Source organism: Stenotrophomonas geniculata ATCC 19374 = JCM 13324 (assembly GCF_001431625.1).
GTDB classification, from domain to species: domain Bacteria; phylum Pseudomonadota; class Gammaproteobacteria; order Xanthomonadales; family Xanthomonadaceae; genus Stenotrophomonas; species Stenotrophomonas geniculata.
The window spans coordinates 1-20,769 of record NZ_LLXT01000018.1 but is presented as its reverse complement, the minus strand read 5'-3'; the positions used below and the strand labels follow the sequence as shown (position 1 = coordinate 20,769).

The 20,769-nt window shown below is 67.2% G+C and carries 13 protein-coding genes, 3 tRNA genes and 1 pseudogene; 9 read left to right on the top strand and 8 right to left on the bottom strand.

What is annotated here, in order from left to right; translation table 11 throughout:
- The first annotated feature begins 6 nt into the window (after window positions 1-6).
- Together emrA and emrB are read left to right on the top strand one after the other, a co-directional pair.
- Window positions 7-1,188 (top strand): multidrug efflux MFS transporter periplasmic adaptor subunit EmrA, encoded by a 1,182-nt coding sequence (emrA, locus tag ARC63_RS01150; RefSeq protein WP_010486273.1) that lies wholly within the window; start codon window positions 7-9, stop codon window positions 1,186-1,188.
- Between the two features lie 7 nt (window positions 1,189-1,195).
- The gene (emrB, locus tag ARC63_RS01145) at window positions 1,196-2,782 is read left to right on the top strand and encodes a multidrug efflux MFS transporter permease subunit EmrB (protein ID WP_019336959.1); all 1,587 of its coding nucleotides are present in this window, start codon (window positions 1,196-1,198) and stop codon (window positions 2,780-2,782) included.
- Between the two features lie 111 nt (window positions 2,783-2,893).
- Here the strand turns inward: emrB and ARC63_RS01140 are convergent, their stop codons facing one another.
- From ARC63_RS01140 to ARC63_RS01130, 3 genes are all read right to left on the bottom strand, one after another.
- Window positions 2,894-3,172, bottom strand: coding sequence for a hypothetical protein (locus ARC63_RS01140; protein WP_057502317.1), 279 nt, complete (start codon window positions 3,170-3,172; stop codon window positions 2,894-2,896).
- Between the two features lie 325 nt (window positions 3,173-3,497).
- A tRNA-Leu gene (locus ARC63_RS01135) sits at window positions 3,498-3,582 on the bottom strand.
- 50 nt (window positions 3,583-3,632) lie between these two features.
- Complete coding sequence (locus tag ARC63_RS01130) at window positions 3,633-4,532, bottom strand: LysR family transcriptional regulator (RefSeq protein ID WP_049411524.1); 900 nt, start codon at window positions 4,530-4,532, stop codon at window positions 3,633-3,635.
- Window positions 4,533-4,631: 99 nt separating this feature from the next.
- On the opposite strand from ARC63_RS01130, the gene ARC63_RS01125 reads away from it, so the two are divergent.
- Window positions 4,632-5,378 carry a sulfite exporter TauE/SafE family protein gene (locus ARC63_RS01125; protein ID WP_057502316.1) on the top strand — a complete coding sequence of 249 codons (747 nt, stop codon included), beginning with the start codon at window positions 4,632-4,634 and terminating at the stop codon, window positions 5,376-5,378.
- Between the two features lie 78 nt (window positions 5,379-5,456).
- Here the strand turns inward: ARC63_RS01125 and ARC63_RS01120 are convergent.
- Together ARC63_RS01120 and ARC63_RS01115 are read right to left on the bottom strand one after the other, a co-directional pair.
- Window positions 5,457-5,541: transfer RNA gene (locus ARC63_RS01120), tRNA-Leu, on the bottom strand.
- Window positions 5,542-5,703: 162 nt separating this feature from the next.
- Window positions 5,704-5,788 (bottom strand) — tRNA-Leu (locus tag ARC63_RS01115).
- Window positions 5,789-6,147: 359 nt separating this feature from the next.
- Between ARC63_RS01115 and rnr the strand changes: the two are divergent.
- From rnr to rlmB, 3 genes and pseudogenes are all read left to right on the top strand, one after another.
- Window positions 6,148-8,376, top strand: a pseudogene (rnr, locus tag ARC63_RS01110) (ribonuclease R); the annotation flags it as partial.
- A gap of 119 nt (window positions 8,377-8,495) precedes the next feature.
- Complete coding sequence (locus ARC63_RS01105; protein WP_010486247.1) at window positions 8,496-8,978, top strand: GFA family protein; 483 nt, start codon at window positions 8,496-8,498, stop codon at window positions 8,976-8,978.
- Window positions 8,979-9,132: 154 nt separating this feature from the next.
- The gene (rlmB, locus tag ARC63_RS01100) at window positions 9,133-9,876 is read left to right on the top strand and encodes a 23S rRNA (guanosine(2251)-2'-O)-methyltransferase RlmB (RefSeq protein ID WP_010486245.1); all 744 of its coding nucleotides are present in this window, start codon (window positions 9,133-9,135) and stop codon (window positions 9,874-9,876) included.
- Between the two features lie 143 nt (window positions 9,877-10,019).
- Here the strand turns inward: rlmB and ARC63_RS01095 are convergent, their stop codons facing one another.
- The 3 genes from ARC63_RS01095 to ARC63_RS01085 are packed head-to-tail and all read right to left on the bottom strand — an operon-like array spanning window position 10,020 to window position 14,652.
- The gene (locus ARC63_RS01095; protein ID WP_057502314.1) at window positions 10,020-11,459 is read right to left on the bottom strand and encodes an efflux transporter outer membrane subunit; all 1,440 of its coding nucleotides are present in this window, start codon (window positions 11,457-11,459) and stop codon (window positions 10,020-10,022) included.
- Complete coding sequence (locus tag ARC63_RS01090; protein WP_057502313.1) at window positions 11,456-13,414, bottom strand: MacB family efflux pump subunit; 1,959 nt, start codon at window positions 13,412-13,414, stop codon at window positions 11,456-11,458. The genes ARC63_RS01095 and ARC63_RS01090 overlap by 4 nt, the downstream gene beginning before the upstream one ends.
- Entirely contained in the window at window positions 13,411-14,652 is a 1,242-nt protein-coding gene (locus tag ARC63_RS01085) for an efflux RND transporter periplasmic adaptor subunit (RefSeq protein WP_043402608.1), read from the bottom strand. The genes ARC63_RS01090 and ARC63_RS01085 overlap by 4 nt, the downstream gene beginning before the upstream one ends.
- A gap of 204 nt (window positions 14,653-14,856) precedes the next feature.
- Between ARC63_RS01085 and ARC63_RS01080 the strand changes: the two genes are divergently transcribed.
- The 3 genes from ARC63_RS01080 to ARC63_RS01070 all read left to right on the top strand — a co-directional run bounded on the left by ARC63_RS01080 (window position 14,857) and on the right by ARC63_RS01070 (window position 20,208).
- Window positions 14,857-15,585 carry a response regulator gene (locus ARC63_RS01080; protein ID WP_057502312.1) on the top strand — a complete coding sequence of 243 codons (729 nt, stop codon included), beginning with the start codon at window positions 14,857-14,859 and terminating at the stop codon, window positions 15,583-15,585.
- Between the two features lie 6 nt (window positions 15,586-15,591).
- Window positions 15,592-17,004, top strand: a complete 1,413-nt coding sequence (locus ARC63_RS01075) for an ATP-binding protein (protein ID WP_057502311.1) — start codon at window positions 15,592-15,594, stop codon at window positions 17,002-17,004.
- A 177-nt stretch (window positions 17,005-17,181) separates the two neighbouring features.
- Window positions 17,182-20,208, top strand: a complete 3,027-nt coding sequence (locus tag ARC63_RS01070) for a ligand-binding sensor domain-containing diguanylate cyclase (RefSeq protein ID WP_057502310.1) — start codon at window positions 17,182-17,184, stop codon at window positions 20,206-20,208.
- Window positions 20,209-20,769: the final 561 nt, after the last annotated feature.

Here is a 20,769-nt window from a genome sequence, read left to right as displayed (position 1 = left end):
TCCGCCATGAGCCAGACCCAAGACACCGCGGCCCCGGCCGCCTCCAACCGCCGCGGCAACCTGCTGCGCGGCCTGTTCGTGATCGTCGTGCTGCTGCTTGCCGCACTGGCGCTGTGGTACTTCATGTTCGGCCGTTGGTTCGAAGAGACCGACGACGCCTACGTGCAGGGCAACCAGGTACAGATCACCCCGCTGGTGGCCGGTACCGTGGTCGCCATCAACGCCGATGACGGCATGCGCGTGGAGCGCGGCCAGCTGCTGGTGCAGCTGGACCCGTCCGACACGTCGGTGGCGCTGCAGCAGGCCGAAGCCAACCTGGCCAAGACCGTGCGCCAGACCCGTGGCCTGTACCGCAGCGTGGAAGGTGCGCAGGCGGACCTGAACGCGCGCCAGGTGACCCTGAAGCGCGTGCGCGAAGATTTCGCTCGCCGCAAGGATCTGGCCGCCACCGGCGCCATTTCCAATGAAGAACTGGCCCATGCGCGTGACGAGCTGGCCGCTGCCGAAGCCGCCGTGGCCGGTTCGCGCGAGACCGTCGAGCGCAACCGCGCGCTGGTCGACGACACCGTGATCGCCACCCAGCCAGACGTGCAGGCGGCCGCCGCGCAGCTGCGCCAGGCCTTCCTCAACAACGCCCGCGCCGGCATCGTCGCGCCGGTCACCGGCTACGTTGCCCGTCGTTCGGTGCAGGTCGGCCAGCGCGTGCAGCCGGGCAACGCGCTGATGGCGGTAGTGCCGACCGAGCAGATGTGGGTCGAGGCCAACTTCAAGGAAACCCAGCTGCGCCACATGCGCCTGGGCCAGGAAGTGGAGCTGAAGTCGGACCTGTACGCCGGTGACGTGAAGTACAAGGGGCGCGTCCAGAGCCTGGGCCTGGGCACCGGCTCGGCGTTCTCGCTGCTGCCGGCGCAGAACGCCAGCGGCAACTGGATCAAGATCGTGCAGCGCGTGCCGGTCCGCATCGCCATCGATGCCAAGCAGCTGGCCGAACACCCGCTGCGCATCGGCCTGTCGATGAAGGCTGAAGTGAGCCTGCGCGACCAGAAGGGCGAAGTGCTGCCGAGCACTGCGGCCAAGGGCACGGTGTTCGACACCGACGTGTATGCCAAGCAGCTGCATGATGCCGACGAGGTGATCCATACGATCATCCAGGGCAACCTGCCGCAGCAGCAGGCGAAGGTGGGCTGAGGTCGCCATGTCCGCACAAGCTCCAGCCGCGCCCGGCGCTCCGGGTGCACCGGCGGCGCCGGGTGCGGCCTCCGGGTTCCTGCCGCCCAGCGTCGCCCTGTGTACCGTCGGCCTGGCGATGGCCTCGTTCATGCAGGTGCTCGATACCACCATCGCCAACGTCTCGCTGCCGACCATCGCCGGCAATCTCGGTGCCAGTTCGCAGCAGGCGACCTGGGTCATCACCTCGTTTGCGGTCAGCACGGCCATCGCGCTGCCGCTGACCGGCTGGCTCAGCCGCCGTTTCGGCGAACGCAAGCTGTTCGTCTGGGCCACGCTGGCCTTTGTCATCACCTCGCTGCTGTGCGGCCTGGCGCAGAGCATGGGCATGCTGGTGGTGTCGCGTGCGCTGCAGGGCTTCGTGGCCGGCCCGATGTATCCGATCACGCAGTCGCTGCTGGTCTCGATCTACCCGCGTGAGAAACGTGGGCAGGCATTGGCGCTGCTGGCGATGATCACGGTGGTTGCGCCGATCTGCGGCCCCATCCTCGGTGGCTGGATCACCGACAACTACAGCTGGGAATGGATCTTCCTGATCAATGTGCCGCTGGGCATCTTTGCCGCGCTGGTGGTGGGCAACCAGTTGAAGGGGCGCCCGGAGCACATCGAGAAGCCGAAGATGGACTATGTCGGCCTGGTCACCCTGGTGATCGGTGTCGGTGCGCTGCAGCTGGTGCTCGACCTGGGCAATGACGAGGACTGGTTCTCGTCGATGAAGATCGTGGTGCTGGCGTGTGTGGCTGTGGTCACGCTGACGGTGTTCCTGATCTGGGAACTGACCGACAAGGATCCGATCGTCGACCTGAAGCTGTTCCGGCATCGCAACTTCCGCGCCGGTACGCTGGCGATGGTGGTGGCGTACGCGGCGTTCTTCAGCGTGGCCCTGCTGATTCCGCAGTGGCTGCAGCGTGACATGGGTTACACCGCGATCTGGGCGGGCCTGGCGACGGCGCCGATCGGCATCCTGCCGGTGATCATGACCCCGTTCGTGGGCAAGTACGCATCGCGCTTCGACATGCGCATGCTGGCCACGGTCGCGTTCATCGTGTTGTCGATGACCAGTTTCCTGCGTTCGAACTTCAACCTGCAGGTGGACTACACCCACGTGGCCGGCGTGCAGTTGATCATGGGCATCGGCGTCGCGCTGTTCTTCATGCCGGTGCTGCAGATCCTGCTGTCGGACCTGGATGGGCGCGAGATCGCGGCGGGCTCCGGCCTGGCCACCTTCCTGCGTACGCTGGGCGGCAGTTTCGCGGCGTCGCTGACGACGTGGCTGTGGGCGCGGCGCACCCAGGTGCACCATGCTGACCTGACCGAGCACATCTCGGTCTATCAGCCGGGCATGCAGGACCAGGTGACGGCGATGGGGCAGGGCGACCTGCAACATGGTGCCGCGGTACTGAACAACATGATCAACCACCAGGCATCGCAGATGGGCTTCAACGACATCTTCTTCCTGCTGGGCTGGATCTTCCTGGCGATCATCGCGTTCCTGTGGCTGGCCAAACCGCCGTTCGGCGCAGGCGCAGGTGCGGCCGCCGGCGGCGGGCACTGAAAACTCCCTGGAAACACGTGCTGTATTTTGACCCCGCCGCAAGGCGGGGTTTTTGTTTGTGCAACGCGGGTCGCACGGGCCCTGCCGTTGGGGGAGTGCAGCGGCGCAGGTTCAGCGCGTGCGATAGATGCGCTTGAACACCACCCGATCACGGAACAATCGGGAAATGGCCCACATTCCCGCCACAAGTACGGCGCCGCACGTGATCCAGCCGGCAGTGGCCTGCAATCGGCTGCCGACCAGTGCGCCGCAGATGATGGCGGCGACAAAGACGAACATTACGGCCTCCTTCGATGCGCCGTAGTGGACCTCGGCCTGGCATCCCACGCATACGCGTACGCCGTGGTTCGAGCCGGTGTCGCAGTGAGGGCAGATGATGCTGCGCTGCATTGGGGCGTCCTTTGGGCAAAGGGGAGGGCGCTGGTCAGGTCGTGGCGATAGACCTGCAACCGGCTCCCGTAAATCTGCCTTCCACCGAAAAGGAATCGGGTAGATCTCCGACTAGGAAAATTACGAATTGAACGCGCAATGTGAAATGCGACCCAGAAGAAAGCCGTTCAGGGTTTGGTGACGACGCGCCGGGAGGAGGTATGCACCAGCGGGTGACGCCTGGGTGGTGCGAGATACGACAGTTCGAGCGGTAGATGCGATGCCACGCTCGCCAAACCCCGGAAACGAAAAAACCCGCTTTCGCGGGTTTGATCATCTTGAGTCGTGGTGCCCAGGAGAGGACTCGAACCTCCACGGTTTTACCCGCTAGTACCTGAAACTAGTGCGTCTACCAATTCCGCCACCTGGGCGACTCAGGAGACGAATTGTGCGGTACGGCAGAGGATGTGTCAACAACATTTCACAGCTTTTTCTGCGGCTGCACACCCAGGTGAAGCAGCAGGCTGCGCATTGCCGATGACAACTGCGCCCACTCGGCAAAACAGGCGCACAGGCGGCGCTGTGCCCACGCATCGGCGAGCGGTACGGCGACGGTATGCGTGCTGCGCCGATGCTGGCGGGCGATGGTCTGCGGCACGATGCCGATACCAATGTCGTGGCCGACCATGATGCACACCCCTTCGAAGGTCTTCATGCGGATGCGCACGTCCAGGCGCCGCCCGATGTCGCGTGCCTGGTCCTCGATGTAGGTCTGCAGTGCATTGCCATCGGCCAGGGCGACGAAAGTCTCGCCGGCAACATCGGCGAAGGCCAGGCTGCGCCGCGATGCGAGGCGATGGTCTGCGGGCAGCAGCATCACCAGTGGATCTTCGGCCACCACATGCTGCTGCAGGCCGGCAGCGTCGACCGCATCGCTGATGATGCCGGCCTCGGCCTGGCCAGCGCTGATCGCACGCACGACTTCGGGGCTGGTGCGCTCCAGCAGTTCCACATGCAGGCGTGGGCGTTCGGCCAGCCACGGTGCCAGCCGCGAGGGCAGGTAGTTGGTCAGCGCAGCGGTATTGGCATACAGATGCAGGGTACCGCGCGCGCCATGCGCGAATGCCTGCAGTTCGCCGCGCAGCTGCGCCTGCTGCTGCAGGATCAGGCGTGCATGGTGGGCGAGGGCGGCGCCGGCTTCAGTCAGGCTGACGCCACGCGGATGGCGGTTCAGCAGCACGGTGCCGGCATCGGCTTCGATCGTGCGCAGGCGTTCGCTGGCCGAGGCCAGGGCCAGGTTCGCCTGCGCCGCGCCGGCCGTGATGCTGCCCGCCTCGGCAATCGCCAGGAACAGGCGCAGGTCGGCGATATCCATCCGCATGTCATGCCCTCATCGCAACGCCCGAGCCTTCGGATCAGCCGAAGGGTGGGCCGGGAAGACCGCATTGTGCGCCGGGCGACGGCCCGATCCAATGAAGGCATGAATGAATCGATGTACTTCTACGCGCTGCTGGTGGTGGTGTTCGTGCTGGCTGGCGTGGTCAAGGGCGTGACCGGCATGGGGTTGCCGACGGTGGCGATGGGGCTGCTCGGTGGCGCGTTGTCGCCGGTGGCGGCGGCATCGATGCTGTTCATCCCCACCTTTGTCACCAACGCGTGGCAGCTGTTGTCCGGGCCGTCGCTGGGCCCCATCGTGCGGCGCCTGTGGCCGATGATGCTGGCGGTGGTGGCGGTGACACTGGGTTCGGCGGCGCTGCTGGTGCGGGTCGATCGTACCGGGTCGCGCGTTGCGCTGGGAGTGGCGCTGGTGGTCTATGCCGTCTATGCCCTGCTTGCACCGGTGTTTCGCGTGCCGCAGCGGCGCGAGCGTTGGCTGGGGCCGCTGGTGGGGGCATTGTCGGGCGTGGTGACCGGCGCCACCGGCGTGTTCGTGATGCCGGCGGTACCGTATCTGCAGTCGCTGGGATTGCAGCGCGAGGAGCTGGTGCAGGCGTTGGGGCTGGCCTTCACTGTGTCGACGATTTCGCTGACCACCGGCCTGGTGCTGCATGGCGCATTCGGCATCCAGCAGCTGGGGCTGAGTGCGTTGGCGGTGCTGCCGGCATTGCTGGGCATGTGGCTGGGGCAGGTGATCCGGCAGCGGATCAGTGCGCGGCTGTTCCGTGTCTGTTTCCTTGGGTTCCTGCTGCTGCTTGGGCTGGAACTGGTGCTGCGGCCGTTGTTGTGATGCCGGCCGTCGATCGCGGCGATGCCGAATCACGGGCATGAAAAAACCCGCTTTCGCGGGTTTTTCTCATTCTCGACGTGGTGCCCAGGAGAGGACTCGAACCTCCACGGTTTTACCCGCTAGTACCTGAAACTAGTGCGTCTACCAATTCCGCCACCTGGGCGTCGAGGAGCGAAATTATGGGGTGTTGTGACGGGGGTGTCAACACCCTTGTGAAGATCATTGCGATTACCGGTCGGAGTTCCTTCCTGGAGGAATCAGGGGCGAGCCTCAGGGCCGGATTACAGGCAAAAAAAATCCCCGCCGAAGCGAGGAGTTTTTTCGTTGGTGCCCAGGAGAGGACTCGAACCTCCACGGTTTTACCCGCTAGTACCTGAAACTAGTGCGTCTACCAATTCCGCCACCTGGGCGTTCCAGAGGCGCAATTGTGAAGATGAATCCGCAGGCTGTCAACGACTTCCTGAATATTTTTCACGCAAGGCCTTCAAGACGGCCACTGACCCGTTCTGCACGCCGTCAACGGCTACCATGTAGGGCGATGACTACCAAAAAACCAAGCAAGGGCGGGAGCACCTCCCGCAGCCAGGGCCCGAAGAAGGGCGCCAAGGCGGGCACGGCCCGCACCACCAAGCCGGGCAAGCCGTTGCCGGGCTGGTTCCCCGAATTGAATGAAGGCGGCGCACCACCGCGTGGCCGCAAGGTCCGCAATACCGACGCGCCAGGCCCGGCCCCGGGCCGCAAGCTGCCGCCGACCGGCAAGGTGATCGACGATCCCTATGCCGCGCGTGAAGCGGAGAAATACGAACAGCCCATCGCCAGCCGCGAGGCCATCCTGGCCCTGCTGGAGCGTTGCGACGGGCCGCAGACCGCCGAAGAACTGGGCGCGCGCCTGGGCCTGACCGCACCTGACCGGGCCGAGGCGCTGTCGCGCCGGCTTGGTGCCATGGTCCGTGATGGCCAGTTGGTGCAGAACCGTCGTGGTGGTTTCGCCCCGATCCAGACCCTGAACCTGGTCACCGGCGTGGTGATCGCCAACCCGGAAGGATTTGGCTTCCTGCGCCCGGTCGAGGGTGGCGACGACCTGTTCCTGCCACCGTATGAAATGCGCAAGGTGATGCACGGTGACAAGGTGCTGGCCCGTGTGACCGGCATCGACCATCGTGGCCGCCGCGAAGGCAGCATCGCCCGCGTGCTTGAGCGCGGCATGACCCGCCTGATCGGTCGCTTCAGCATCGAGATGGGCATCAACTACGTGGTGCCCGACGACAAGCGCGTGCAGCGCAACGTACAGGTGCCGCCGGACCAGACCGGTGGCGCGCGCGACGGCCAGCTGGTGGTCTGCGAGCTGACCCAGGCGCCGGACAGCCGCCGTCCGCCGATCGGCCGCATCATCGCCGTGCTCGGCGACAAGCTGACCGCATCGCTGGTGGTGGAGACCGCCATCCACGGCCACGAGCTGCCGTTCGAGTTCCCGCAGGAGGTGCTGGACGAAGCCGCCTCGGTGCCGATGGTGGTTGAACCGGCGATGATCGGCGACCGTGTCGATCTGCGCAGCACGCCGCTGGTCACCATCGACGGTGAAGATGCCAAGGACTTCGACGACGCGGTGTACTGCGAGCCGAATGCCGACGGTTTCCGCCTGGTGGTGGCGATTGCCGATGTTTCGAACTACGTCCGCCCCGGCACGCCGCTGGACGAGGAAGCGCAGAAGCGTGCGACTTCGGTCTACTTCCCCGGCTTCGTGGTGCCGATGCTGCCGGAGACGCTCTCCAACGGCATCTGTTCGTTGATGCCGAAGGTCGACCGCATGTGCTTCGTCTGCGACATGCAGATCGACCGCGACGGCCTGGTCACGCATTCGCGCTTCTACGAGGCGGTGATGAACTCGCACGCGCGCCTGACCTACACCCAGGTGTGGAAGGCTGTGGGCGAGGACGATGCCGATACCAAGGCCTGGATGGGCGATCTGTTGCCGCAGGTGCAGCGCCTGCACCAGCTGTACAAGGTGCTGTCCAAGGCACGCGCCAAGCGCGGTGCCATCGAGTTCGAAAGCAGTGAAGTACGCTTCGTGCTGGACAACCGCGGTGAAGTGACCCAGGCCGGCATGCTGGTGCGCAACGACGCGCACAAGCTGATCGAGGAATGCATGATCGCGGCCAACGTCGAGGCGGCGAAGTACCTGCTGTCGCGCCACGTGCCGGCCCCGTACCGCATCCACGAGAAGCCGCCGGAAACCAAGTACGCCGACCTGCTGGAATTCCTCAAGGAGTTCAAGCTGAGCCTGCCGCCGTGGTCCAAGGTGCGCCCGGGTGACTACACCAAGCTGCTGAAGAAGATCCGCGACCGCCCCGATGCCACGCTGCTGGAATCGGTGCTGCTGCGCAGCCAGAGCCTGGCGATCTACAGCCCGGAGAACCACGGCCACTTCGGCCTGGCGCTGGAGGCGTACGCGCACTTCACCTCGCCGATCCGTCGCTATCCCGACCTGCTGGTGCACCGCGCGATCAAGCACGCGCTGTCCGGCAAGCCGTTGGACAAGTTCACCTACAACGCGCGCGAAATGGCTGCGCTGGCGCTGCAGTGCTCCGAGCGTGAGCGCCGTGCCGATGAAGCCGAGCGTGAGGTCGACGAGCGTTACCGCGCGGCGTGGATGGAAAAGCACGTGGGTGGCCAGTTCGATGGCGTGATCAGCGGCGTGACCAGCTTCGGCCTGTTCGTCGAGCTGGATGAGTCGAAAGTGCAGGGCCTGGTCCACGTGACCCAGCTGCCGCAGGACTATTACAAGTTCGACGCCACCCGCAAGACGCTGACCGGCGAGCGCCGTGGCGCCAGCTACCGGCTGGGTGACCGCGTGCGGATCCTGGTGCTGAAGGCCAGCATGGAAGAGCGCAAGATCGACTTCCGCCTGGTCGAACACAAGGGCGAGGATGAAGGCGATGGCCTGCCGCCGCTGCCGGAGCGTGGAAAGCCGGCCAAGCGGACGAAGAAGCAGCATTGAAAGGTGTGCCGGCCAACGGTCGGCACCTGCCTCACCCGGTAGGTGCCAGCCGTTGGTTGGCACATCCCTCACCCGGTAGGTGCCAACCTTGGTTGGCACGACGTTACGGAGGACCGCAGATGCAGGGCCAACCCGAGTACAGCGGCGGCTGCCAGTGCGGCGCGATCCGCTTCCAGGCGCGTGGCGCGCTCACCGACAGCTCGATCTGCCATTGCCGGATGTGCCAGAAGGCCTTCGGTGCCTACTACGCGCCGCTGGTGTCGGTGCGCGGCGTGCAGTTCAGCTGGACCCGCGGCCAGCCGCGCTATTTCCAGTCGTCCAACGTGGTGCGGCGGGGCTTCTGCGCCGACTGCGGTACGCCGCTGACCTACGAGGCGCCGGACGGCGTGGCGGTGGCGGCCGGTGCCTTTGACGAACCCGAGCGCCTGCCGCCGACGATCCAGTACGGGGTCGAGCGCAAGCTGCCGTTCGTCGATACGTTGGCCAGCCTGCCGGCCCGTCGTACCGAGGAAGACATCGCCGCGCTGGATTTCCTGGCCACGATCGTGTCCCACCAGCATCCCGACCACGACACCCCACACTGGCCGCCGCGCAGCCGGTAACGCACCTGTAGAGCCGAGCCCACGCTCGGCTGCGGGTCGCCGCAGCCTGAACCCAAGGCCGCCGGGTGCAGGCTCGGCTCTACAGGCGGGCCCGCCGCAGCGCCCGGCCCGCCGATGCTCTACCATAGCCACCCCCTTTCCGGTCCCCGCCCGCATGAGCAAGAACAGCCAGTGGATTGTCGGCGTCAACGCCGTCGCCTCCTCCATCGAGAACGACGCCGAGAACGTCCGCGAAGTGCTGGTCGAGGCCGGTGCGAAGAACCCGCGCCTGACCGAGATCGAGGAAAACGCCCGCCGCAAGGGCATCGACGTGCGCAAGGTGAACAGCCAGGCGCTGGATGGCGTGGGTGGTCCGGTGCGCCACCAGGGCGTGGCCGCGCGCTATGCCGCCGCTCGTACCTACAGCGAGAACGAGCTGGAAGGCCTGGTCACTGCAGCCGAAGGCAAGGCCCTGCTGCTGGTGCTGGACGAGGTGCAGGACCCGCACAACCTCGGCGCCTGCCTGCGCTCGGCCGCTGCGGCCGGCGCGACTGCAGTAATCATCCCCAAGGACAAGTCGGCCACGGTGAACGCGACCGTGCGCAAGACCTCGGCCGGTGCCGCCGATCTGATCCCGGTAGTGGCGGTGACCAACCTGTCGCGCTGCCTGAAGGACCTGCAGAAGCAGGGCGTGTGGATCTACGGTCTGGCCGGCGAAGCCACCGCTTCGCTGTACCAGCTGGACCTGAAGGGCAACATCGCCCTGGTGCTGGGTGGCGAGGCCGATGGCCTGCGCCGCCTGACCCGCGAGAACTGCGATGGCCTGGTCAAGATTCCGATGCCGGGCGAGATCGAGAGCCTGAACGTCTCCGTCGCCGCCGGCGTCAGCCTGTTCGAGGCCGTGCGCCAGCGCGGTTGATCTGTAGAGCCGAGCCTACGCTCGGCTATCGCATACCCGATCAACAAGGCAGCCGAGCATGGGCTCGGCTCTACAGAAGTAGCGTGTCGACCAAGGTCGACACCTGCCGGTAGTCGCCAACCTTGGTTGGCGCTCTTGCCGCCTCAGCCCGCGCTGCCGCCCAGCGCCTTGAACAGGGTCACGTCGTTGTTCAGCTGGCTCTGGCGCACGCGCGCCAACGACAGCTCGGCATCACGCCGGGTCTGCTGCGCTTCCAGCCAGGTGCGCAGGTCGGTGGCACCCACGCGGTAGCGCACTTCCTGCGCGCGCTCCACTTCCACCGCTTCGTCATACGAAGCCTGCGAGGCCGCCACCTGGCGCGCCAGCTGCTCGCGTGCCGACAGTGCGTTGTCCACTTCCGAGAGCGCGGTGTACAGCGTCTTGCGGAAATTGGTCGCGGCGATCTGGTAGCCGGTGCCGGCGATGTCGGTATCCAGCTGCGCGCGCTGCAGATTGAGGAACGGCAATGACAGGCCCGCACCCAGGGTGGCCACCGGGTTGCGCAGCACATCACCCAGCGAGGTCGCACTGGACCCGAGGCTGCCGGTCAGGCTCAGCGCCGGGTAGTACTGGGTGGCGGTCACCTTGATGGTCTTCAGGCTGTTGCGCAGGCGCAGTTCGGCTGCGCGCAGGTCGGGACGGCGGCCGAGCAGGTCGGTCGGCAGGCCTTCGTTGATCCCGGGGCTGCGTGCGGCCAGCAGGTCCTGCGGCTCGTCCTGCTGTGGCCACGGCGTGCCGTCCAGCAGCACGGTCAGCGCATTGCGCACTTCCACCCGCTGCTGTTCCAGCGCGCTCTGCGAGGAGCGCTGCGACTGCAGGTTCTGCAGTGCCTGGCGTACTTCCAGGCGCGATACCGCACCGGCGTCGAAGCGAGCCTGGACCAGTTCGCGGGTACGTTCCAGCCGCTCCAGGTTGGCCTGGCCGGTGGCGATCGACTGGTTGAGATAGGCCAGGTTCCAGTACTGGGTGATGGTGTCGCCGATCACCAGCAGCGCGGTGTTCTGCCGGTCTTCCTCGCTGGCCTCGGCTTCCCAGCGGGCGATGTCGCGCTGGGTGCGCAGGCGGCCCCACAGATCGACCTCCCAGCCCAGCGAAACGCCGGTGGAATAGCTGCGGCGCCAGTCATCAGCCTGGTCGGTGGCGCGGCTGGCGCTGCCACTGACCCCGGAGGACGAAGGCTGCGGCCACAGCGCGTTGCTGGCCAGGCCAGCCTGCAGGCGCGAACGCTGCACGGCCAGGCCGGCGGCGGCCAGATCGCTGTTGGCGGCCAGCGCCTGCGCCACCAGGCGGTCCAGTCGTTCATCGCCGAAGCCGGTCCACCAGGTGTCCTGGCGGATGTCGCGGCCGGGTGTATCCAGGCTGCTGCGCGGGTCGTCGGCGGGTGCATTGAGGGTGGCGTCGCCACGCCCGTAGCTGGCCGCCACGTCGGGGGCCTGCACCGGGTAGCGGCCCACCGATGCACAGCCTGAAAAGGCGAGCAGAACAGCGCCCACCAGCAGCAGGCGCGAGGGAGCAGGGAAGGGCAGTCGGGTCATCATCTTCATTCGCGGGCCAGGGCCTCGACCGGGTCGAGCTGCGCGGCATTGCGCGCGGGCAGGAAGCCGAACGCCACGCCGATCAGGGTCGAGCAGGCGAACGCGGCAACAATCGAAGCGGTGGAGAACAGCACCTGGAAGTCACTGGCGAAGCGGCCGATCATCGAGCCCAGCAGCAGGGCCAGGCCGATGCCGAGCACGCCGCCGAGCAGGCACACCAGTACCGCTTCGATCAGGAACTGCTGGCGGATATCACTCTGCCGCGCACCCACGGCCATGCGCACGCCGATCTCACGCGTACGCTCGGTGACCGACACCAGCATGATGTTCATCACGCCGATGCCACCGACCAGCAGCGCGATGGCGGCGATCGCGCCGATCAGCAGCGTCATCGTGCGCGTGGTCTGTTCGATGGTCTGGCGGATTTCGGCGCTGTTGCTGAGGAAGAAATCCTCGGTGCCATGGCGCATCGTCAGCAAGCGGGTGATCGCTTCCTGCGCCGCATCCATCGGCGTGTCGTCGTCCACGCGCACGGTGATGCTGGAGACGTGGCTCTGGCCGAGCATGCGCGACATCACCGTGGTGTACGGCACCCACACGCTGAGGCTGGTGCTGCCGCCGAAACCGAAACTCTGGCGCTTGGCCACGCCGACCACGCGTGCTGGCACGTTGCCGAGCAGGATCACCTGGCCGACCGGGTCGACATCGGGGAAGAACTGGGTCTGGGTGTTCTCGTCGATCACCGCCACCTGGCCGAGGCCCTTCACCGCGTCACTGTCGAAGAAGCTGCCGCTGAGCAGGGTCACGCCCTTGACCCGGAAGAACTGTTCGCTGACGCCGCTGACCTGGGCGGTGGACGACTGGTTGCGGTAACGCGCGGTGACCGAGGTCGACACGCTGGGCGTGGCGCTGTCCACGTAGCTCTGCTTTGCCAGTGCATCGGCATCGCTGGCCTTGAGCGTCTGTACCCGCGCCGAGCGCATGTCGCCGAAACCACGGCCGGGATAGACGTCGATGGTGTTGGTGCCGAGTGCGCTGATGTTCTGCAGGATCTGCTGCTGCGAGCCATTGCCCAGCGCCACCACCGAGACCACCGAGGCGATGCCGATGATGATGCCGAGCATGGTCAGGAAGGTGCGCAGCCGATGTGCGTTCATCGCCAGCAGGGCCATGCGGAATGCTTCGGTGAAGCGGTCGCGGGCCGCCCGCCAGCTGTTGCCGCGGGCCACGCCGGTGCTGGCCTCGCGCTGCGCACGGTAGGTCGGCGCATTCGGGTTGGCGCGGTCGGCGATGATCTCGCCGTCGCGGATCTCGATGATGCGCTGTGCGTGTTCGGCCACGCTCATGTCGTGGGTGACGATGATGATGGTGTGGCCTTCGGCGTGCAGCTCACCGAGGATCGCCATCACTTCCTCGCCGGATTTCGTGTCGAGCGCGCCGGTGGGTTCGTCGGCCAGGATCACCTCGCCGCCGTTCATCAGGGCACGTGCAATCGACACGCGCTGCTGCTGGCCACCTGACAGCTGGCCCGGCTTGTGGTGCATGCGGTCGCTCAGGCCCAGCCGCTGCAGCAGCTGCTCGGCACGCGCGTTGCGCACTGCGCCCGGGCTGCCGGCATACACCGCCGGTACTTCCACGTTGCCGCGCGCATCCAGGTCGCCCAGCAGGTGATAGCGCTGGAAGATGAAACCGAAATGTTCGCGGCGCAGTTCGGCCAGCTCGTCCGGTTCCATCTTCCCGGTTTCGCGGCCGGCCACCTGGTAGCTGCCACGGGTAGGGCGATCGAGGCAGCCGAGGATGTTCATCAGCGTCGACTTGCCCGAGCCGGACTGGCCGACGATGGCCACCATCTCACCGGCGTGGATGTCCAGGTTGACGTCGCGCAGCACGGCGATCACATCGTCGCCGGCCGGGAATTCGCGTCGCAGGTCGCGCAGGCGCAGCAGCGGCGCCGTCGTGCTCATCGGCGCCCCATGCCCGGGCCGCCGACCCGCATCTGCATGCCGCCGCGGTTGCCGCCGCCGGCGCTGGCACCGGCCGCACCGGCTTCGCCCACCACCACGCGCTCGCCCTCCTTCAGCCCGGACAGGATCTCGGCCGAGGCGCCGTTGTTGATGCCCACGCTGACCTTGCGCGGCTGCGGCTGGCCCTTGTCGTCCAGTACCCGCACCATGCGCTCGTCGCCACGGCGCTTCGGTCCCAGTGCCACCGCCGGCACCATCAGCACATTCTTGGCCTGCTTGAGCAGCACGGAGACCTGGGCGGTCATGTCGATGCGCAGCGTGCCGTCCGGGTTCTCCACATCGAACAGCGCGTTGTAGTAGACCGCGCTGCTGGAACTGGAGCTGGACGAACTGCTGGAGCTGGACGAATTCTCGTTGGCGATCGAGGCCGGTGCCGGATTGATCTGGCGCAGGGTGGCGTGGTACTTGCGGTCCGGGTCGCCCAGCGTGGTGAAGTACACCGGCATGCCGGCCTTGATCTTGACCACGTCGGCCTCGGAGATCTCGGCGTTGACGGTGACCACGTCCAGCCGCGCCAGCATGACGATGGTCGGCGCGGTCTGGTTGGCGTTCACGGTGCGGCCTTCCTCGGCCACCACCGCCACCACGGTGCCGTCCATCGGCGCGGTGATGCGGGTGTAGGCCAGGTTGGCACGGGCGGTGCCCAGTTCGGTTTCGCGGCCCTTGATCTGCGCCTCGTAGGACTGCAGCTGGGCGCGGGCGGTCTTCAGCTGTGCCTCGGCGGCATCGTATTCCTGGCGCGAGGTGGCTTCGGCGGCCAGCATCTGCTGCTGGCGCGCGAACTCCAGTTCGGCCTGGCGCAGGGTGGCCTGCTGCACGGCGCGCTGGGCGGTAACCTGGTCCAGCGAGGCCTGCGCGTTGAGCACCTGGTTCTGCTGGGTGGTGGCGTCGATCTCGGCGATCAGGTCGCCTTCCTTCACCGTGTCGCCCAGCTGCACCTTCAGCGACTTGATCTGGCCCGAGGCCTGGGCACCCACGCTGACCAGCTTGTAGGCGTCGATCACACCGGTGGCCTCCACCGTCTGCTCGATGTCACCACGGCTGACGGGCGTGGTCGCCACCGCCGGGGCGGCGGGCTTGCGCAGCAGCCACCAGGCGGCTGCGGCGACGGCAAGGGCAAGCAGGGCGATCAGTATCAGGCGACCCCGGCGGGTCGCGGGCAGCAGGCGGAACGTCACGTCGTGGCTTCACTCTCGGGGCCGCGGCGGCGGCGTTGGTGGGCATTGTGAAGACCGGGCGATGGGCGGCTCAATCCTCGGGGTATGTCTCTATGTAACACTGTCGGTGAATACGCGTAACCACAGGTATCCCGCCCTTGGGTGGATACACTGGTACGCATTGCCCCGGATGCGGTTCAGCTGCCGACACGGGATGATCGCGACATGGAGACTGAAAACACGATGCATCGACTGCTGATCGTCGACGACGACAACGACATCCGCACCCTGCTGGCCGAACAGCTCGGCCGTGCCGGCTACCAGGTGAGCACGGCTGCCGACGGCACCGCCATGCGCCAGTTGCTGGAACGCGAGCACGTGGACCTGATCGTGCTCGACCTCAACCTGCCGCGTGAGGATGGCCTGACCCTGTGCCGCGACCTGCGCGCGCGCTCGAACACGCCGGTGATCATGCTGACCGCGCGTGCCGAGCCGATCGACCGCGTGCTGGGCCTGGAAATGGGCGCCGACGACTATCTGGCCAAGCCGTTCGAACCGCGCGAGCTGCTGGCGCGCATCCGCAACGTGCTGCGCCGGACCGAGGCGCTGCCGGCCAACCTGGAGCCGCTGGCGGTGCGCCGTGCGCGCTTCTCGCGGTGGGTGTTCGATCTGGAGCATCGCCACCTGGTGGACCCGGACGATCGCGTGGTGGTGCTGTCCGGCGCCGAGTTCCGCCTGCTGCGGGTGTTCATCGCCCATGCCAACAAGGTGCTGTCGCGCGAGCAGCTTGTCGCGCTCAGCAGTGGCCGCAACTACGAGGCACAGGATCGCGCGATCGACCTGCAGGTCAGCCGCCTGCGCAACAAGCTGGGCGACGATGGTGGCCCGGACGGGCTGATCAAGACCGTACGCAACGAAGGCTATGTACTGGCCTCCTCGGTGAACCTGGAATAAGCCGCGATGAAGCGCCTGCGCCATTTCCTGTCCTCGATGGTCGGGCGGTTGTTCGTGATCCTGCTGCTGGGCATGAGCGTGGCCGCGATCGGCGCGACCATGCTGGCCACCTCCAAGCGCCAGCAGGAGTTCGAGCGGCAGAACCTGAACCGCATCGCCGACCGCCTGCAGGGCTACGTCAACCTGCTCGACGGCAATCCCGAGCTGCGTGAGCGCCTGCTCGAAATCGGTGGGCCGAGCGTCCGCGCGCTGCAACCCGGCGCGCGCCTGGGGCGGGCCGACACGGCGTTGATGGAAGTGCTGGATGACCGGCCCGGCCCGGTCGCTCGCGCGCATGTGCACTTCGCTTCGTTCCGCTCCTGCATTCCCAAGCTGCAGGACCTGTTGCCGCCGCCGCCGCCGCCTGGGCACCGCAAGCACCCGCGCGAGCGTGATCCGGCATTCATCCCGCCCAAGTGCCGTGCGGTCGACGTGACCCTCAACGACGGCACGTTGCTGAAGCTGGCGCTGGATTCGCCGGCGGTGGCGCACAACGGCATCCTCGCCGTTGATCCGTGGTTCCTGACGCTGCTGGTGCTGGCGATCGCGGTGCTGGCCTACATCGTCGCGCGCATCGCCAGCGCGCCGTTGCAGGAGCTGGCGGCCGCCGCCGAAGACCTGGGCGACGACCTGCAGCGCGATCCCCTGCCGCTGCGCGGGCCGCGCGAGGTGCAGCGTGCTGCCGAAGCCTTCAATGCCATGCAGCATCGCCTGCAGCGGCACCTGGCTGAGCGCACGCAGATGCTGGCGGCGATCACCCATGACCTGCAGACCCCGCTGACCCGCCTGCGCCTGCGCCTGGAGAACGTCAGCGACGAGGTACTGCGCGAGCGCCTGATCGGCGATCTGGCCGCGATGCAGGCGTTGGTGCGCGAAGGCCTGGAGCTGGCGCGCAGCGCTGAGAGCGCCGAGCAGCGTGCCGCACTGGACCTGGATTCGCTGCTGGAGAGCATCGTTGAAGACACCGCCGAGGGCGGCGGTGATGTCGTCTTCGAAGGGGGCAGCGGTGCGGTGTTGATGTTGCGTCCGCTGGCCATGCACCGCCTGTTTTCCAACCTGGTGGACAACGCGGTGATGTACGCCTACCGGGTGAGGGTACGGGTCGAGCGCAGTGGCGGCGCGATCACCGTGGTGGTGGCCGACGACGGCCCCGGCCTGGCCGAAGATCAACTGGAAGCCGTGTTCGACCCGTTCGTGCGGGTGGAGACCTCGCGTTCGCGCGAAACCGGCGGCGCCGGTCTGGGCTTGACCATCGCCCGCGCTCTGGCCGAGAAGGATGGCGCGAGGCTGTGGCTGCGGAACCGCGCCGAAGGCGGGCTGGAGGCGGTAGTGCAGTGGCCGGCCAGTGCACAGGTAACGCCGCCGGGGCGCGCGGGCTGAGTCTTCGCGGCTGGCGATGGTGACGCCGTGGGCCGGGTTTGGCCTATCATCTGCGCATCTTCCCAGTTTCCCCCCGATGAGCCAGCCCGTTCCCGCCGGCATGCCGTTCAGCGCTGCCTGGCAGTTCCCGCATGCTGCCAGGCCCGGCAGCCCTGCCTGGCCGCCGCCGCTGCACTGATGGCCGGACAGGGGGACATCGGGCGCTGGGCGGAGCGCTGCGGATCAGGTATCGGTCGATGGCTGCGACAGGGCCTGCTGTGGCTGCTGCTGGCCCTTGCACTGCCGGTGGCTGCGCAGGAGGGGGCACCGCCGCTGCGCGATTACGCCATCGATGTATGGACGTCGCGCAACGGCCTGCCACACAACTCGCTGCGCGACATCGCGCAGACCCCCGAAGGCCACCTGTGGTTCGCCACCTGGGAAGGCCTGGTGCGATACAACGGCCTCGATTTCACCGTGTTCGACCGCAGCACCCGCCCGGGCCTGCGCGACAACGGCATCGGTGCGCTGTTCGTCGACCGTCAGGGCGGGCTGTGGATCAGTGATTCGCGCGGCAACGTCAGCCACCGCGGTAACGATGGCCAGTGGCGGGTCTGGGAGCACCAGGCCGATACCCCGCAGGTACTGATCCAGTCCATGCAGATGGACAGCCAGGGCCGCCTGTGGCTGCTCTATGAAGGCAAGGGCATCGGCTATCTGACGCCGGACACCGGCATCGTCTACCAGGCGCCGGCCGCCGAGCTGCCGATGGCGATGAGCTTCACCAAGCTGGTGGTCGATGCGCAGGACCGGGTCTGGGCCGGTACGTTGGACGGGCTGGTGCTGCGCGACAACGACGGCGTGCTCAAGCGGGCGCCCGCGGCGTGGGGGCTGGGCGCCGGCAGTGGCCTGTCGTGGCCGTACCGCGCTCCGGACGGCGCGCTGTGGATCGTCGCCGGCGAGCGCCTGTACCGCGTGGAAGATGATCAGCTGGTGCTGATGCACCGCCTGCCGGGCCAGCTGCACCTGACCTCGATGCTGCAGGATCGCCATGGAGACCTGTGGCTGGGCACCGAGAACCAGGGCCTGCTGCGCATCTCCGCACATGGCCTGGAGCGGCTGCCGGCAGGCCTGAACCTGCCGGGTGGACGCGTGGTCAGCCTGCGCGAGGATGCCGAGGGCAGCATCTGGGTCGGTGCCAACGGTGGCCTGTACCGCCTGCGCGAAACGCTGTTCAGCAGCTACACCGAGCGCGATGGCCTCAGTGGTGATTATGTGCGCACCGTGTTCGAGGACCGCGACCGCCAGCTGTGGGTCGGCAGTGCCAGCGGCCTCGATCTGCAGACCGCCGATGGCCGCTTCCGTGCGATGCCGCTGCACAACCGCGGCGGCAAGGCACCTTCGGTGCTCAGCCTGGCGCAGGGCCCGGACGGTGACCTGTGGGTCGGAACGTTCGGCGATGGCGTCTACCGTCTTGGTCGTGACGGCCGGCTGCGGCACAACTATGCCGCCGCCGATGGCATGCCGGGCGGCAACATCCGCGCGATCAGCGTGGACCCGCAGGGTGTGGTCTGGGCCGGCACGCAGAAGGGTGTGGTCCGCATCGACGGTGACCGTGTGCAGGTATCGAACGTCCCGGGCATGCCCAGCGGCCTGATCACCGCACTTGAGCACGATCATCAGGGCAACCTGTGGATCGGCACCATCGAGGGAATCCGCGTGCTGCGCGGCGACCACGTGCAGTCGATCGACCTGGCGCCGCTGGGCGGTGGCCGCAGCGTGTTCGGCTTCCATCAGTTGGGCGACGCGATGTGGATCAGCAGCGACCGCGGCCTGTACCGCTGGCGGAACGGCACGCTGGCGCGGGTGGGGCTGGAGCAGGGCATGCCGGTGGATGCGGTGTTCCAGCTGGTGCCGGATCGCCTTGGCAATGTGTGGATCAGCAGCAACCGCGGTGTACTGCGCACCGACATGGCCACCCTCAACGCCGTGGCCGATGGCCGCGCACCCCGGGTGATGGTGGAGCGCTACAACGAGATCGACGGCATGGCCAATGCGCAGGCCAACGGCAGCTCCGGGCCATCGGCGATCCTGCGCCAGGACGGCACGTTCTGGGTGGTCACCGCCGGAGGCCTGAGCACCGTTGACCCGCAACGCCTGCAGCGCTTCCGCGAGCGCCTTTCACCGCCGGCAGCGATTGAAAGCGTGCAGGTGGATGGCGCACCGGTGCATTGGGAAGGCCCGGACCGCAACTACATTCCCGGCGGCCGTCGCTTGACGGTGAGCTATGTCGGCCTGAGCTACCTGATGTCGGACCGGATCCGCTACCGCACGCGGCTGGATGGCCTGGATGCGGGGTGGGTCGAACGCGGCCCGCAGCGCAGCGTGGAGTTCGTCGGCCTGCCGCCGGGCGATTACACCCTGCACGTGGCCGCGGCCCATCCGAGTGGCAGCTGGGGCCAGCAGGAAGCGGTATGGAGCTTCACCGTGGAGCCGTTCTGGTGGCAGCGACGCAGCGTGCAGGGGTTGGGTGGACTGTTGCTGCTGGCCGGGCTGGTGGCGCTGTACCGCCTGCTGCTGCAGCAGCTGAAGGCCAGCAACCTGCGCCTGGCGCGGCGGGTGGACGAGGCCACCTTCGACCTGCAGGCGAAGACCGTGCACCTGCAGGCGCTGAACCAGGAAAAGACCGAACTGGCCGAGCGCCTGGCACGCCAGGCCGAGGCCTTCGAACGGCAGGCCCGCGAAGATGCGCTGACCGGCCTCGCCAACCGCCGTGCCTTCGATGAAACGCTGGCCCGCGACTTTGCGCGTTCGCAGCGCAGTGGTCATCCGCTGTGCCTGGTGGTGCTGGATATCGACCACTTCAAGGACGTCAACGACCGCCACAGCCACAGCATCGGCGATGCCGTGCTGGTGCAGGTGGCGCGGCTGATCGCCGCCGCCAGCCGCGACTCGGACCTGCCCGCGCGGACTGGTGGCGAAGAGTTCGCGCTGCTGCTCAACGACACCCGCCTGGAGGAAGCCGCACAGCTATGCGCACGCCTGCGCGGCCTGTTCCATGACCACCCCGACTGGGCCGGTGTGGACGGCCTGCGCGTGACCTTCAGTGCGGGGCTGGTGGAGCTGGACGCCGACGACCGCACCCCGGCGCTGCTGTACCAGCGCGCAGACCGCGCGCTGTACCGCGCCAAGAGCGACGGCCGCGACCGCACGAGCATCGGTTGATCACATCCACGCGTGGCGTGGATCTACTGGAGTGCCGCACCAACCGGCGGTGCCGACCAATGGTCGGCACCCACCAAAGGAGTACCCACCACAGAGGTCGTCGGCAGCCCCAACGAGCGCAGCGATCCGCTGTTGCTCCTGCTTTTCTGATCTTTCCGTGGCACCCAGCAACGTGTCCGTGGCCGGACGGGTGGGCTGCGCAGGGGCGTGAGCCGCATGGGCCTGAGGCATGCCTCGGGCGGGTTGGGCCGGATGCCCAACCCCGGTCTTGCCGTGTGCGCAGGACAGCGCACACGAGCAAGCGGCGACCGAGCTTACATGGACGTACTTGCAGCGTCCTCCGCAACCGGACCCACCCCGCCAACCCCCAGGAACCCAGCTTTTGCTTCGGCTGTTGCTGTTGCCCTGGCCTGAAGCGGGTGCCGGGTGCAGCCCGGCCGATACCCTCTCAGTGCTAGTCTGTGGCTACCGACAACCACGGAGGCGGGATGGGGGCGATCGTGTTGTTGCCGCTGTGCGTGGACGATGCCGCGCTCGACCGCTGCCTGGCCGCACTGGATG

Bases quoted from the DNA above. Each gene is read 5' to 3' on its own strand.
- emrA (WP_010486273.1), top strand. From the start codon at position 7: ATGAGCCAGACCCAAGACACCGCGGCCCCGGCCGCCTCCAACCGCCGC.
- emrB (WP_019336959.1), top strand. From the start codon at position 1,196: ATGTCCGCACAAGCTCCAGCCGCGCCCGGCGCTCCGGGTGCACCGGCG.
- ARC63_RS01140 (WP_057502317.1), bottom strand. From the start codon at position 3,172: ATGCAGCGCAGCATCATCTGCCCTCACTGCGACACCGGCTCGAACCAC.
- ARC63_RS01130 (WP_049411524.1), bottom strand. From the start codon at position 4,532: ATGCGGATGGATATCGCCGACCTGCGCCTGTTCCTGGCGATTGCCGAG.
- ARC63_RS01125 (WP_057502316.1), top strand. From the start codon at position 4,632: ATGAATGAATCGATGTACTTCTACGCGCTGCTGGTGGTGGTGTTCGTG.
- ARC63_RS01105 (WP_010486247.1), top strand. From the start codon at position 8,496: ATGCAGGGCCAACCCGAGTACAGCGGCGGCTGCCAGTGCGGCGCGATC.
- rlmB (WP_010486245.1), top strand. From the start codon at position 9,133: ATGAGCAAGAACAGCCAGTGGATTGTCGGCGTCAACGCCGTCGCCTCC.
- ARC63_RS01095 (WP_057502314.1), bottom strand. From the start codon at position 11,459: ATGAAGATGATGACCCGACTGCCCTTCCCTGCTCCCTCGCGCCTGCTG.
- ARC63_RS01090 (WP_057502313.1), bottom strand. From the start codon at position 13,414: ATGAGCACGACGGCGCCGCTGCTGCGCCTGCGCGACCTGCGACGCGAA.
- ARC63_RS01080 (WP_057502312.1), top strand. From the start codon at position 14,857: ATGGAGACTGAAAACACGATGCATCGACTGCTGATCGTCGACGACGAC.
- ARC63_RS01075 (WP_057502311.1), top strand. From the start codon at position 15,592: ATGAAGCGCCTGCGCCATTTCCTGTCCTCGATGGTCGGGCGGTTGTTC.
- ARC63_RS01070 (WP_057502310.1), top strand. From the start codon at position 17,182: ATGGCCGGACAGGGGGACATCGGGCGCTGGGCGGAGCGCTGCGGATCA.